The following is a 14563-nucleotide window of genomic DNA, read 5'->3' on the forward strand; positions in this document are numbered from 1 at the left end:
ATTTTAAATAACGAACCAAAATAATTTTGACTCTTTGTATATTAATCGTAACATTGCAATTAAATAATAAATAAGAAATGGGATTAGCAAAAACAGAAATATTTACCGACCTTCAAAATGAAATAGCCTTGTTCGCAAAAGTATTTGGACATCCTGCAAGAGTAGCTATTTTGCAACAACTGTTTAAAATAGACGCTTGCTATTGTGGCGATTTGGTAAACGAAATAGGACTTGCACAACCTACCATTTCGCAACATTTAAAAGAATTAAAAAATTTAGGACTTATTAAAGGAACTATAGAAGGCACTAGTGTTTGTTATTGCATCAACGCCGAAAATTGGACAAAGATGAAAGAGACGATGTTGCTTTTTCTAAATCAAGATATTACAACAAATGGAGATTGTTGCTAAATATATTCATAAAAAAAAAAGATACTTATTAAAATGAACACCACTACACCAACTTTATTTTTAGAAATTGCTACAGTAATTAACACCTTAGATGTAAAAACTATTTCTGATGATCGCAAAGAAATCTTAAATTCTTTGGTAGCATTTATTCAGATCAAAGTTACACATCAAGAAGAAATTAGAATCAATTTTATTTGTACGCATAATTCTAGAAGAAGCCATTTATCACAAGTTTGGGCGCAAACCATGGCATTTCATTATAACATTAAAAACGTTTTTTGTTATTCTGGCGGAACAGAAGCAACAGCAATGTTCCCGATGGCTGCAGCAACTTTAAGAAATGCGGGCTTTGAAATCAAAACAGTATCCGAAGGAAAGAATCCTGTTTACAGCATTAAATATGCAGAAAATGAACATCCAATTATTGGGTTTTCTAAAAAGTTAGACGACTCATTTAATCCGAAATCAAAATTTGCAGCAATTATGACCTGTTCACAAGCCGATGGAGCTTGTCCGTTTATTACGGGTGCAGAAAAGCGTATCCCAATTACATTTGAAGATCCAAAGGCTTTTGACAATACGCCGCAACAGGCAGAAAAATATCAGGAAAGAAGTTTGCAAATTGCAACTGAAATGTTCTATGTTTTCTCTAAAATAAAATCATAAAAAATGACATCAAAAAAATTAAGTTTTCTAGATAAAAATCTAACACTTTGGATTTTTGTTGCCATGGCAATTGGCGTTAGTCTTGGCTATTTTAATCCAACATTCCCAGACATTATCAACTCATTCAATAGCGGAACAACGAATATTCCTATTGCTATTGGATTGATTTTAATGATGTATCCGCCTTTGGCGAAAGTAAATTACGCATTATTACCAAAAGTGTTTAGAAACACAAAAATCTTGTCTATTTCACTTATTTTAAATTGGATTGTTGGTCCGGTTTTAATGTTCTTTTTGGCAATCACGTTTTTACGCGACTATCCAGCATATATGGTAGGATTAATTTTAATTGGTTTAGCACGCTGTATTGCCATGGTGTTGGTTTGGAACGATCTTGCAGAAGGAAGCAGCGAATATGGCGCAGGTTTAGTGGCATTAAATAGTGTTTTTCAAGTTTTTGCCTACAGTTTTTATGCGTGGCTTTTTATAACGGTGCTTCCTCCCTATTTTGGTTTTGAAGGCGCAATTGTTGATATTTCTATTGCAACCATTGCCGAAAGCGTTGCTATTTATTTAGGTGTTCCGTTTGTGATGGGTATTTTAAGTCGACTTATATTGGTAAAACTCAAAGGCGAAGATTGGTACACAAATAAATTTATACCAACTATTTCGCCAATCACATTAATTGCGCTGTTATTTACAATTGTAGTGATGTTTTCTTTAAAAGGCGAACTAATTGTAGAAATCCCTTTGGATGTTTTAATTATTGCGGTGCCTTTATTGCTCTATTTTACCATTATGTTTATTATTGGCTTTTTCGTTACCAAAGCAACGGGCGCAACCTACGACAAAACAGCAGCCGTGGCTTTTACAGCAGCAGGAAATAATTTTGAATTGGCAATTGCAGTGGCGATTGCAGTATTCGGACTCAATTCAGGCCAAGCTTTTGCAGGCGTAATAGGACCGTTGGTAGAAGTGCCAGCCTTGATTTTATTGGTTCGCGTTTCATTCTGGTTAAAGAAAAAGTATTATGCTTAAAATAGTAACTGTATTACAAAAGATAGATAAGTCTTCTTAGCAAAATATAACCAACCGATGCTCAATAATTAGTAATAAACAACAACAAATTACTTATGGCGAAGTTATAGAAATAGGTTGTGAGTTTGTAAAAGCAAACAAGCTTGCAACTATTTTAATTATTGATGCACACAAAAGTAAAAAATATTAGCATTGTTATTTTAAAGACAAAGAATTCCGTTAAAAACGAACTTTATGTTTTGATTGATTTTCTTGGTTTAACCAGCCCAAAAGCGATGCTTTTAAAAAAAATAAGAACCTTAAAACAGCGTACTCTCTTTTTTGATAAAGTTCTACTTTGGATGATTATTTTCAGCTAATCTTTATCATTAATGCCCAATTAAAAACATTTTTAGTTTGATAAACCTTTTTAAATAAATTATTTTTAAGATAGTTAACACCTTGTCTTGGTTCTTGCTTCTTAAAGAGAAGCGCTCTTTTGTCTTTTATAGTACAACAATAAATTTTGATACTAAACTGTTATTGTTTTCGCTTTTTTATCTAAACTTCTAAATGGTTTTATTTTTGATAAAAACACGTTTTTAGTAACCGTTTTAGTTTCTTTTGTTTACCTTTATAACACAGCTGTACTACTAGCAAAACATGCCTTTTGAGCGAACCAAATAAATATTCTACAACTTTTTAAAATTTATTGTACAACTTTTACAAAACTATTGTACAATAAAATACAAAATATACCTCAACTTTTACACAGAACCTTATAAGCAACGCATCAAAAGTTAGGTAACTTTTGTATAAAAGTTACTAAGGTTTTACATAGTTGTTTGTAAGGTTTTTTATGGATGTACATAAAGGGGTTTTTCTTTGATGGTTTTTTGATGGGAAATTGTAACTTAGCTAGTAAGAGAAATAGATTATTAAACGAATGTAATTACCTTTTAAGTTTTAAAGCATTTAAAAATTAGATTCAAACATTCAGATAGACATAATTTAATATCTTTGCGAACACTATGAAATACCCATTAGAAAACTTAACAGACTTGGAATTTGAAGATTTAGTTGCATTAATTTGTAGCGAAATTTTAGGAATGGGTACAGTTGTATTTTCCAAAGGGACTGATTTTGGAAAAGATGCCAAATTTTATGGAAGAGCAAACAAATTTCCTAGTGAATCAAAGCCTTGGGAAGGTAAAATTATTATACAAGCTAAACATTCCGAAAAGGTAAACGCTAGTTGTTCTGATAGCGCTTTCAAAACTATAATTAAAAATAGTGTAATTCCTGCCATTAATGGTCTGAAAGAAGCTAATAAGTTAGATTTCTACTTACTTTTTACTAACAGAAAATTAAGCGGAGTACAAGATTTTAGAATTGAAGATATAATTGATACAAAAACTGGAATTGAAAATAGGGTTATTGGATTAGAAACTATAGAATATTGGATAAACCAATATCCTAAAATTGCTAGAACATTAAATAAACTTTTACTTCCTCTAAGTTTTGACGAAAATGATTTGAAAGAAATAATAAATTCTTTTAGTAAAGTAGATAAGAAAAAAGGTGATTTACCTCAAATTCCTAAAAGAGATATTGTAAAGAAAAATGAAATAAATAATTTAAGTAAGGAATACTTTAATTACGTAATTAAAAGAAACCTTTTGTATTTAGAACAAATCAGAGAGTTTTTAACAAATCCAATTAATTCAGAGTATTTAGGTAAATATGAAAATACAATCGATGATATAAATGAAGAAATCATCATTCACAGACATGAATTTGAAAAATTTGATTTTATCTTTAATTATTTATATAAGTTTATCATAGAAAATAATCCTGAGCTAAAATCTAACAGAAGATTAGTTCGTTTATTTTTGCATTATATGTATTATAACTGTGATATTGGAATTAATGAATAAATTATGCTAAAACCAACAAAACATACGAACATTAAATATTCTGTAATTTATATTGCAGGTAAAATCTTGGGCTTCCTGAAAAAGGAAACTCTCATAAAATATGAAGATTTAAAAGAAATGTTAGTAAACGAAATTGGAGTAAAAGCCAAAAACAATATCGATTTTTCTTTAACTTTTTTATTTGCAATTGGAAAAATAGAGTACTTAAAAAATATTGACGCAATTACGTTAATCAACGATAAGAATGAAAATTAGTAAAATATATTCTAATAAAAATTTTAAAAATATTGAATTTAATGAAAAATTCAATGCTATTGTTGCGTCAAAACAATCGATAGAAAAAAAAGATACACACGGGTTAGGTAAATCTACCTTAATTAGAATTATTGATTTTTTACTTATATCAAGTTATAATAAAAATACAGATAAATTATTAGGTAACAATCTTTTTATTGGTCAAGAGTTTTACATAGAATTAAAACTAAATAACGGAAAGTATTTAGTTATTAAACGCTCTATAAATTCAGCCACTAAAATATTTTTCAAATTAAATGATTATAAACTTGATAGTTTTAAATTGAATATTAACTGGGATGAAGAATTAACATTCAAAAAAGCAAGAGCAAAATTGGATGAATATTTAGATTTTAATGTTTTACCAAATTGGGATTACAGAAAGGCTATAACATACTTTTTACGAAGTCAACAGGATTTTTTAGATGTATTTAAATTAAACAAATTTAAAGGCAAACATAAAGATTGGAAGCCCTTAGTTTTTGATATACTTGGATTTAATGGAACTCTAATTTTAGATAAATTAGAAATTGAAGAGGAAATAGATAATTTAAAGAAAAAAACACAAACTTTAAGATTAGAAGCACAAATAGATACTTCCGAAAAAGATAGATTAGTAGGGCTTTTAGAAATAAAAAAAATTGAACTTTCCGAGATTAAAAACCAAATAGATAAATTCAATTTCTTTAAAGAAGACATTCAAACCAATAAACATCTTGTTGAAGAAATAGACTCTAAGCTTCAAGCTTTTAATACCGATAGATATAGAATTTCTTATGAAATTAACAAAATAGAATCTTCATTATCAGAAATAAATGATGATGTTGACGACCAAGAAATTAATAGTCTGTTTGATGATGTAAACTTGTATTACCCGAATCAATTAAAAAAGGAATATAGCGATTTAATTAACTTTCAAAAATCCTTAACAACAGAACGTAAAGTGTACCTTTCTGAAACTTTATTTCTGCTAAAACTTGATTACACCAAATTAAACAAAAACATTAAAGAAATAGAATTTCAAAAAAGCGATTTATTATCCTTATTAACAGAAAAAGATAGTTATTTTAAATTTAAAGAATATCAGAAAAAAACAATTGGTATTGAAGTTGAAATTGAGCGCATTAAAATTAAATTAGAAACTATCGATAGTACTTTAATTTTAGAAAATGATATAAAAGACAAGCGAGAAATAATAAATGATAAAATTTCAGAATTAAAGGAATCTTTAACTGAAAGAAAACACTCTAATATTAATAAAGTTTTCAACTCTATTATAAAAGAAATATTAGATACAAATGCTTTGATTTCTTTGAAGTTAAATAATCAAGGGAATATAGAATTCAATGCTGATTATTTAAATAAAGTAGACTTAATAAATACTTCTGAATCACAAGGAACAACATATAAAAAATTACTTTGCGTTGCATTTGACTTATCTTTATTAGTTAGTTATTCGGATAAATCATTCTACAAATTTGTATATCACGATGGAGTTTTAGAAGGTTTAGACGATAGAATTAAAATCAGATATATAAAACTAATAAAGGAGTTTTGTGAAGAATATGACTTACAATATATAGTAACTTTAATTGATTCTGATTTACCAAAAGATATGTCTAATTTAATTGAAAATAAAGATATTTGTCTAAGACTAAACGATAAAGATAATTCTGGTAAATTATTTTTGAATAGTTTCTAAAAGTAAATTCTCCTTATTTTCGTTTTATGTTAAACATTTTTTTCAAATTCAAAATTCTCATTTCAAAATATCATTTATCAAAACAAAGAAGAGAAATCGATAAAAAATAACATAATTAAACAGAAACCTCTGCTTATTTTCTTGAAAACAAAAATGGTCTGCATCCTCATCTAAAAACATAACTCAATAATGCAAAACTCACAAATAATCAAACAAATTGTCCAGAATAGTATTTGCAGCGAAGATTCTTATTATAATTACAAAACAGAAGAACTAATCGCAATACCCAATGCGTCTATTGGTTTTGATGAAGAAGAGTTTCAATAAATTTTTAAAAGCGAATTAGAAAAGGTAAAAGAACATACAGAGGACTTCATAAAAATAGAGCCGCCAGAAAGCTTTGAGTCCTTTAAAATAATGGAACTTTTCACAGCCCAAATGCCAGAAATTGAATTGAAATTCCTCTTAAAAAAAGTTTTAGAAAATAAAAAACCATTTGAACGGTTTAAGCATCCTATTGAAACTTCAAGCTTTAGAGAAGCATGGTTTGAATTTCAACAAAATGAACTTGAAAAAATAGTAGCAAAAAAACTAGAACACGGTATTAAAATTAAATTAAATCGTATCTAAAAATACTTTACGAAGATTAAATGAAAGCCTTTTGTATTTCTCAGTCGCTTTCTAAAACTCTCAAATACGCTTTAAATCATTTAATTTATAAACGAGCTTGCGCGTTAAAAAAAGGAACCCTTCACTTTTTGACTCTTTAACTTAAAAAAGTTAACTTCGCTATCTGCCGATATCTGTCATTAAAACAGCCTTTTATCAGTATTAAGTTGAGCTTCCTTATAACCATGCTAAAAAATTATAAAATATGAAACGTATTATTACAGCAATTGTTTTTACCGGAATTTTAATTTCCTGTAATTCATCAGACAAAACAAAAACGACTACAAAGGAATCTTCTACAACAAAAACAGTAACAGAAAGTGTTTCTAGTATAGACACACAATTAAAAGCTATTGATACAGATGAAGCTTTAATTGCCACCGCATTAATGGCGGCTCCCGAAGAAAGTAGGGCGACTTGTAAAGTTATTGGTTATAATATGGCTGGTGAATTTGTAACGCTAAAAGAAGGAAGTAATCAATTTATTGTTCTTGCTGATAACCCTAAACAGGCTGGCTTTAATGCCGCATGTTACCATAAAGACTTAGAGCCGTTTATGGCGAGAGGCAGGGCTTTAAAAGCAGCAGGAAAAACGAGTGAAGAAATCTTTGCGATCCGTGAAGCAGAAATGAAATCGGAGAAGCTTAAAATAACTTCTGGAGCTACTTTACACATCTACTATGGAGCAAATGCACTATATAACCCTGAAACTTCAAAAGTTGGCGGAGCGCAACTTCGTTATGTGGTATATATGCCTTGGGCTACCTCAGCATCTACGGGTTTGCCAAATGCACCGGTAGCATCAAATCATCCTTGGATTATGAATCCTGGAACACATAGAGCGCACATTATGATTTCTCCTTTACCAGAAGAAGTTAAACAATAGCCTTTATACCGAATTAAAAATAGATACAATTTACAGCTAGTTTTGGTCTGCATATTAATATACTAAAGAATTTTCTATTTGGTTTGTATTTGATTGATTAGGCGCTTAATTACCCAACAATCTTTATTCCCAAAGGTTAGCATACGCTAAAGTTTTAAATAAATTCCCTACTCCTTTTTAAGCTAAAAACCAATAAATCATATATTTACGATAAAATTACTTTAGTATTGTAACGAAGCCCTATCGGTTTTAAACTGTATTTTGTTATAACCAAACACGAACCAATGATTAAATTATTTAGAAAAATACGCTTCAAATTGATAACAAAAAATAAAACAAAAAAACCTACTTTGCAATCAGGCAAATATTTTAAATATGCCTTTGGCGAAATTATTCTAGTGGTTATTGGAATTTTAATTGCTTTGCAAATTAACAATTGGAACGAATCGAGAAAACAGCGAGAAAAAGAAATTGTAATTTTATTAGCGTTAAAAAAAGGGTTAGAAAGCGATTTAAAGACTGAATTTGTTGAGGGAATTATTTTTTTTAACGAGTCAAAAGTAGCCTTAGAGAATCTAAGTGGGTTTTATAATAACACCAAAACGATTCCAAACGATTCTCTAAGAAAATACATTCGTAGGTCATTGGGCGGTGAATGGGATTTTATTTTTAATACGGCTACTTTCGAAAATCTAAAAGCATCGGGAATAGATGTAATATCAAATGATTCTCTTCGTTCTAAAATATCATCATTATATAGCGATAAATATCCAGAACTTAAAGGAAGAAGCAATAGAGTGTTACGATTTTATGAAAACCAAGTTTGCCCTATTTTGTTTGATAACATTAACCTTTTTGATTCTATATTCTCAAAAAATGATTTAGATAATTTAAAAAATAACAGACAGCTTACAAATAGAACAAAAGCGCTTAGTGCCACAAGAGCTGGATTATTTAGTTTAGCAAACAACATTAAACCTAAAGTTGAATCACTTATTAACGATATTGATACAGAATTAGAACGAAATTAGAAATAGGTTCAAAAAAGTTAATTTCTTTGCGTGTGTAGAACATTGAAACCATAAAAAACTGCTAAGAAAACCTAAAATCTTACTATAAAAAAGGTGTCAAGAAGTACTCAAAAAAGTTAGAATTGCCTAAAATATGATTAAAATAATTAGAACCAATTCAGAAAATAGCGCCTTTAAAAAGCTAGTGCTATTATTGAACTCCGATCTTTCAAAAAGAGATGGAACTGCACATGCTCTATCTCATTTTAATGCTATTACCGATTTAAAATATGTCGTTTTGGCTTTAAAGGAAGGCAAACCTGTTGGTTGTGGCGCTATTTCAATATATGATTCTACTTCAACGGAAATTAAACGAATGTATGTTTCTCCAGAAGTTAGAGGTCAACGAATTGCTGAAAAAATTCTTACGGAATTAGAAGATTGGTCTAGAGAACTAGAACGCACTAAATGTATTCTCTTTACAGGTTCTAAGCAACCAGAAGCGAGCCGGCTTTATCAAAGAAACGGCTATAGCCCGATAGAAAAATATGGCCAACTAAAGGATATTGTAGACTGCCTTTGCTTTGCAAACTATTTAAATCCAAAAAAATAAATTTAAGACTGTATACAACCGATTATACTCAACTTCAATGTACAAAACCAAGTAATAACCCATGATAAAATTCTATAGAAAAATCCGTCAAAATCTTCTTAGTGAAGGCAAAACATCCAAATATTTTAAATACGCTATTGGTGAAATTGTGCTAGTCGTTATTGGTATATTGATAGCTTTGAGCATTAATAATTGGAATCAAAATCTTAAAAACAGAGATTCAGAGCGAATATTACTTACCAACATTCAGAATGATATTAGCCTAGACACGCTCGATTTAAACTTTAATAACGCCCTGCATAAAAAAGCGTTAAAAAGCCAAATACGTCTCTTAAGGTTCTTAGACAAAGACCCAACCATAAATTCTGATAGTATTAATTATAGTGATGTATTGCCTCCTAAATTAATTGTAGTAATTCATAAAGCTTCTTTTAATAACATGACCTACAATAATCCTGATTTGATACGCAACAAGGATCTAAAAAAGAAAATAGACCGCAATTACGACTACTTTTACCCATCTTTAATCGAGGCACAAAACAACCAGACAGAATATAATTTCTACGCTAAAATATTACCGTATTATAAAAAATATTTTAAAACAAACGGAAGCGTAGCTGAATTTGATCAAGAAGCTTACGGAAATGAGGAGTTTTATAATGATAGATTTTACAGAAATGTATTGCAGCCTATTGATGTTCATTTGCTACAAAACGACCGAGAATTTGCAATAGAGCTATCCGAAGCAATATTTTTAAGAAGTGCGCTAATCTCTATGTATGACAATGCGTTAACGAGAATAAAAACGTTGCACCGTGATATTGATATAGAATTGGATAGAAAATAACAACAATACAGCAAAGGATTTAGAAAATTTATACGTTCAAGAATAAGAAAAGTTTTTAGTTCTTTTGTAACCCCCAAAATTAGATTAAAACTACCTCATTAACGAAACAGGTACTGCACAATAAGCAATAAAGCAAGGAAAACGTACTACCCAAAAAACTATTAAAAAAACAACTACTTATTCTCTAAAACATTCGCAACAATCATTTTTGCATGAATGCGAGAATTTTCTATAAACCATTTATGTGTTTCCATTCCGCCACAAATAACACCCGCTAGATAAACACCTTGAATATTCGTTTCCATTGTTTCTTGATTATAAGAAGGAATTTTTCTTTCATCCTTCGAGAATTCAACTCCTATTTTCTCTAAAAAAGTAAAATTTGGCTTGTAACCCGTTAATGCCAAAACAAAATCATTTTGTATTGTTTCGGTTCCGTTTTCTGTGTTTATAGTAAGTGTTTCTTCGGATATTTCTTTTACCGTGGCATTGTAATACACGTTAATACTTCCTTCTTCAATTCTGTTGATAATATCTGGTCGTACCCAATATTTTACACGCTGCCCAACCTCTGCTCCTCTAATAATTAAAGTAACCGTTGCTCCTTTTCTATAACACTCTAAAGCTGCATCTACAGAAGAATTGCTTGCACCAATAACTGCTAATTTTTGACCTGCATAAAAATGTGGCTCTTTATAATAATGAGACACTTTTGGCAAATCTTCGCCTGTAACATTTAACGTATTCGGAATGTCGTAAAAGCCAGTTGCAATCACTACATTTTTAGAATTATATGCATTTTTATCCGAAGTAATTACAAACCCATTTGCTGTTTTAGAAACCGAAGTTACGTTCTCGAACAAGTTGATGTTTAATTTATTAGAAGTTGCAATTCTTCTATAATATTCTAACGCTTCACTTCTTCTTGGTTTTGCTTCATTACTAATAAACGGAATGTTATCAATCTCTAACTTTTCTGAAGATGAAAAAAATTGCATGTTGGCTGGATAGTTGTACAACGAATTTACAATAGGACCTTTTTCAAGAATAACATACGTTAACCCTTTTTTTTGAGCTTCTAATCCGCAAGCAATTCCTATAGGACCGCCACCAATAATAACAATATCAAAAAAATCCATAAAACTAAATTCTTGTTTACTATTTATAATAAATATCTTCAAAACTCACAATCTCCTCGTCTTTTCTGCGCCTAAAAACATGACTAGCTTTTAAATCTGCAATAGACGCAACGCCCATAGCCGCAACAACTTCTTTTACTGCTTTAATAGTTTGATCATGATAATTCTTTACCCTAATATTTTTCTTTTCTACCACTAAGGCTTTTACCAAACTTTCATCTTGTGTTGCAACGCCAACAGGACAAGTATCTAAATTACATTCTCTAGCTTGAATACACCCTAAACTTAGCATAAAACTTCTTGCCATACCAATGGCATCTGCGCCTAAAGACAAAGTTTTAACAATATCAAAAGCATCGACTGCTTTACCGCTTGCAATAATTTTAATTTGATTTTTTAAGTTGTATTTAATAAGTAACTTATTTACAAAAACCAATCCTTCTGTTAAAGGTGTACCAATATAATTTGTGAATTCCATTGGTGCTGCACCTGTTCCTCCTTCTCCACCGTCTACAGAAATAAAATCTGGATAATTATTTGCCTCTGCAAAAGCTTTTATCATCGTTTCAATTTCTTCATTATTTCCTGCACAAAACTTAATTCCTACAGGTTTTCCTTCGGATAAATCTCTTACATTTTGAATAAAAGAAATCATTTCTTCGTAATTTGTAAAAGCCGAATGACTTGGCGGGGAATCTACTTGTGTGCCCGGTGCTACAGATCGTATTTTTGCAATTTCAGGAGTGTTTTTCTTTGCAGGTAAAATTCCTCCATGACCAGGTTTTGCGCCTTGCGAAAACTTAATTTCAATCATTTTTATTTCTGGACGAATTGCATTTTCTCTAAAAGTTTCATCATCAAAAACACGTTTTCCGTTTACAGATTTTCCTGCACCAAAATATCCTGTTCCTACTTGAAAAATAACATCTCCGCCTTGTAAATGATAAGGAGAAATACCGCCTTCGCCCGTATTGTGTGCAAAGTTTCCCATTTTAGCACCTTGATTTAAAGCCATAATTGCATTTTTACTCAAAGAGCCAAAAGACATTGCAGAAATATTAATAATAGAAGCATCGTATTTTTGTGTGCATTTGTCTGAGCCAAAAAGAACTCGATCTCCTGCAATATGATGGTGGTCTTTTGGAAACAACGAATGTTTTACAAACTCATAGCCTTTTGCATACACATTGTGTTGTGTGCCAAAAGGAATTGTGTCTTTAGATAATTTAGAACGCTGATACACAATACTTCTCTTTTCTCTATTGATAGGTGTACCGTTTAAATTATCTTCGATAAAATACTGTTGAATTTTGTCTCTTTCATCTTCAAAAAACCAACGCAAACGAGCAATTACAGGAAAAGCGCGTAATAAAGAGTGTTTGGTTTGCAAACTATCATAAATTGCAATAATTGTTAAAAAGCCAGCTATTGATAAAAGAATTATAGTACCTGTTTGCGGAATAAAATAGACTAGAACTCCGAATAAAATAGTTACGCTAATAAAAATGGTAAGTAGGGTATTCCTCATTTTTTTGATTCTTATTTTAAGAAACTGAAAGGTACTCTTTTTAGTTTTAGATGTGCCAAATGAGCTAGAAAACATGTAGCATTAAGGATTGCAGTGTAAATCCTTTTTATGAAGAATGAATAAAAAGATTGCAACGAAAAGCCTGACCACGCTTTTTCTGCGTGGGAATGCCCAAATAAAAATTAGGCTATTAAATATATTGATTATGTAGCAAACTTTTTTATTAGCTTAAAAAAAAACTCCAACAAGTGAATGTTGGAGTTTTATATATTTTAAAATTCTAGAAGAATTACTCTTTTTTGAATTTTGCGTATTTGTTTTTAAATTTATCAATACGTCCTGCAGCATCAATAAGTTTAGATTTACCAGTGTAAAATGGGTGAGACGTTCTAGAAATCTCTAATTTTACTAAAGGATACTCTACACCGTCAACATCTAAAGTTTCTTTAGTGTCTACAGTAGAACGAGTTAAAAAAACATCTTCATTAGACATGTCTTTAAAAGCTACCATTCTATAATTATCTGGATGAATTCCTTTCTTCATTGTTTTATATTTTAATACTTTAATGTTATGTTTGTATGCGAAAAATTGGTAAAGTTTTACGCGATGCTCTAAACAGTTAATAATTAACCATTTTGAGGTTGCAAATTTAACCTTATTTTTCAATTTACAAATAAAAAAATGTTTTTATTTAGACTTTTAAATACTTTACGTAAAAAACAATTTAACTTTGCTTCTAAAATAAGATACTATATCTGATTTTTAACTGTTTGAAACCAACATATAATACATACAAAATGAAAAAAATTGCTGTTTTTATTTCCTTTTTAACCCTATTCTTTGTTACTTCTTGTAACGATGATTACAAATTTACGTTAGATGTTGTTAAAAAAACAACTTTAAACACCTCTTTATCAATTACTTTAAAAGAAAAAAACGACAAACCGGTAGATAAGGTTCAGTTTTTTGTAGACGGCCAAGAAGTTACTGCTAACGAAAATTCATTTACAATAAACACATCAGATTTTGGTGTTGGTAAGCACGTAGTTTCTGCGCTGGCTTTTTACCCAGGGAAAACCAAAAAAATAAATGATTCTTTTGAGGTTTTGGCAGATAAAGCGCCAGCAATTTATTCGTATAAAATTATAAATTCTTTTCCTCATGACACAAAAGCGTATACGCAAGGTTTAGAATTCTATAATGGTTTCTTATATGAAACGACTGGTAGAAAAGGACAATCTTCTTTAAGAAAAGTAGAGCTTACTACTGGTAAAGTTTTACAAAAAATAGCTTTAGATAACCAATATTTTGGTGAAGGATTGACCATTTTAAACAATAAAATTTACTGGTTAACTTGGCAAGCTAAAAAAGGGTTTGTATATGATTTAGAAACTTTTAAACTAGAAAAAGAATTTGCTTTTAATAAAAGTGAAGAAGGTTGGGGTTTAACAAATAACGGTACAGACCTTATAAAATCTGACGGTACAAACAAAATTTGGTTTCTAGACCCAGTAACTTTTAAAGAAAAAAAGTCGTTACAAGTGTATACTAATAAATATGCTTTAGAAAACTTGAATGAATTAGAATTCATCGATGACAAAATTTATGCTAATAAATATCAGCAAAATGCCATTGTAATTATCGATGTGCATACTGGTGCTGTTTTGGGCGTTGCAGATTTATCCGATTTAAAAAAAGAAATGGAAAAAACGCAAAAGTTAGTTCCAGAGGATGAAGTTTTAAACGGAATTGCTTTTGACAAAGAAAATAACCGTCTTTTTGTTACTGGTAAAAACTGGGGAAAACTTTTTGAAATTGAATTGATCAAAAAATAATAAACCTAT

At 30.0% G+C, this 14563-nt stretch carries 16 protein-coding genes; 13 read left to right on the forward strand and 3 right to left on the reverse strand.

Annotated features, from left to right (window positions below):
• Positions 1 to 77: 77 nt before the first annotated feature.
• The 12 genes from BTO16_RS07940 to BTO16_RS07995 all read left to right on the forward strand — a co-directional run bounded on the left by BTO16_RS07940 (position 78) and on the right by BTO16_RS07995 (position 10051).
• Positions 78 to 410, forward strand: a complete 333-nt coding sequence (locus tag BTO16_RS07940; RefSeq protein ID WP_105021070.1) for an ArsR/SmtB family transcription factor — start codon at positions 78 to 80, stop codon at positions 408 to 410.
• A gap of 33 nt (positions 411 to 443) precedes the next feature.
• Entirely contained in the window at positions 444 to 1076 is a 633-nt protein-coding gene (locus tag BTO16_RS07945) for an arsenate-mycothiol transferase ArsC (protein WP_105021071.1), read from the forward strand.
• 3 nt (positions 1077 to 1079) lie between these two features.
• Positions 1080 to 2114, forward strand: a complete 1035-nt coding sequence (gene arsB, locus BTO16_RS07950; protein WP_105021072.1) for an ACR3 family arsenite efflux transporter — start codon at positions 1080 to 1082, stop codon at positions 2112 to 2114.
• 1010 nt (positions 2115 to 3124) lie between these two features.
• The gene (locus tag BTO16_RS07960) at positions 3125 to 4030 is read left to right on the forward strand and encodes an ABC-three component system protein (protein WP_105021074.1); all 906 of its coding nucleotides are present in this window, start codon (positions 3125 to 3127) and stop codon (positions 4028 to 4030) included.
• A gap of 3 nt (positions 4031 to 4033) precedes the next feature.
• Positions 4034 to 4285, forward strand: coding sequence for an ABC-three component system middle component 8 (locus BTO16_RS07965; protein WP_105021075.1), 252 nt, complete (start codon positions 4034 to 4036; stop codon positions 4283 to 4285).
• On the forward strand, positions 4275 to 6026 hold the full coding sequence (locus tag BTO16_RS07970; RefSeq protein ID WP_105021076.1) for a DUF2326 domain-containing protein: 1752 nt from the start codon (positions 4275 to 4277) through the stop codon (positions 6024 to 6026). Before BTO16_RS07965 ends, BTO16_RS07970 begins: the two co-directional genes overlap by 11 nt.
• A gap of 189 nt (positions 6027 to 6215) precedes the next feature.
• Positions 6216 to 6353: a hypothetical protein gene (locus tag BTO16_RS17835; protein ID WP_245892035.1), complete on the forward strand. Its 138-nt coding sequence runs from the start codon at positions 6216 to 6218 to the stop codon at positions 6351 to 6353.
• Positions 6354 to 6656, forward strand: coding sequence for a UPF0158 family protein (locus BTO16_RS17840; protein ID WP_262503049.1), 303 nt, complete (start codon positions 6354 to 6356; stop codon positions 6654 to 6656).
• A 244-nt stretch (positions 6657 to 6900) separates the two neighbouring features.
• Entirely contained in the window at positions 6901 to 7581 is a 681-nt protein-coding gene (locus BTO16_RS07980) for a hypothetical protein (protein WP_105021077.1), read from the forward strand.
• Between the two features lie 350 nt (positions 7582 to 7931).
• Entirely contained in the window at positions 7932 to 8612 is a 681-nt protein-coding gene (locus BTO16_RS07985; RefSeq protein ID WP_146105366.1) for a DUF6090 family protein, read from the forward strand.
• A gap of 133 nt (positions 8613 to 8745) precedes the next feature.
• A complete protein-coding gene (locus BTO16_RS07990) occupies positions 8746 to 9204 on the forward strand; it encodes a GNAT family N-acetyltransferase (protein ID WP_105021079.1) in 459 nt (152 codons plus the stop codon).
• Positions 9205 to 9265: 61 nt separating this feature from the next.
• Positions 9266 to 10051 carry a DUF6090 family protein gene (locus BTO16_RS07995; protein ID WP_105021080.1) on the forward strand — a complete coding sequence of 262 codons (786 nt, stop codon included), beginning with the start codon at positions 9266 to 9268 and terminating at the stop codon, positions 10049 to 10051.
• A gap of 173 nt (positions 10052 to 10224) precedes the next feature.
• Here BTO16_RS07995 and BTO16_RS08000 read toward each other — a convergent pair whose 3' ends face one another.
• The 3 genes from BTO16_RS08000 to BTO16_RS08010 all read right to left on the reverse strand — a co-directional run bounded on the left by BTO16_RS08000 (position 10225) and on the right by BTO16_RS08010 (position 13262).
• Positions 10225 to 11190, reverse strand: coding sequence for a YpdA family putative bacillithiol disulfide reductase (locus BTO16_RS08000; protein WP_105021553.1), 966 nt, complete (start codon positions 11188 to 11190; stop codon positions 10225 to 10227).
• A 19-nt stretch (positions 11191 to 11209) separates the two neighbouring features.
• Positions 11210 to 12718, reverse strand: coding sequence for an FMN-binding glutamate synthase family protein (locus tag BTO16_RS08005; RefSeq protein WP_105021554.1), 1509 nt, complete (start codon positions 12716 to 12718; stop codon positions 11210 to 11212).
• A 289-nt stretch (positions 12719 to 13007) separates the two neighbouring features.
• Positions 13008 to 13262: a type B 50S ribosomal protein L31 gene (locus BTO16_RS08010; RefSeq protein WP_105021555.1), complete on the reverse strand. Its 255-nt coding sequence runs from the start codon at positions 13260 to 13262 to the stop codon at positions 13008 to 13010.
• Positions 13263 to 13516: 254 nt separating this feature from the next.
• Here BTO16_RS08010 and BTO16_RS08015 point away from each other — a divergent pair, with 254 nt between their 5' ends.
• A complete protein-coding gene (locus BTO16_RS08015; protein WP_105021081.1) occupies positions 13517 to 14554 on the forward strand; it encodes a glutaminyl-peptide cyclotransferase in 1038 nt (345 codons plus the stop codon).
• The last annotated feature ends 9 nt before the right edge of the window (positions 14555 to 14563 follow it).

The organism is Polaribacter glomeratus, from assembly GCF_002954665.1.
Classification (GTDB): domain Bacteria; phylum Bacteroidota; class Bacteroidia; order Flavobacteriales; family Flavobacteriaceae; genus Polaribacter; species Polaribacter glomeratus.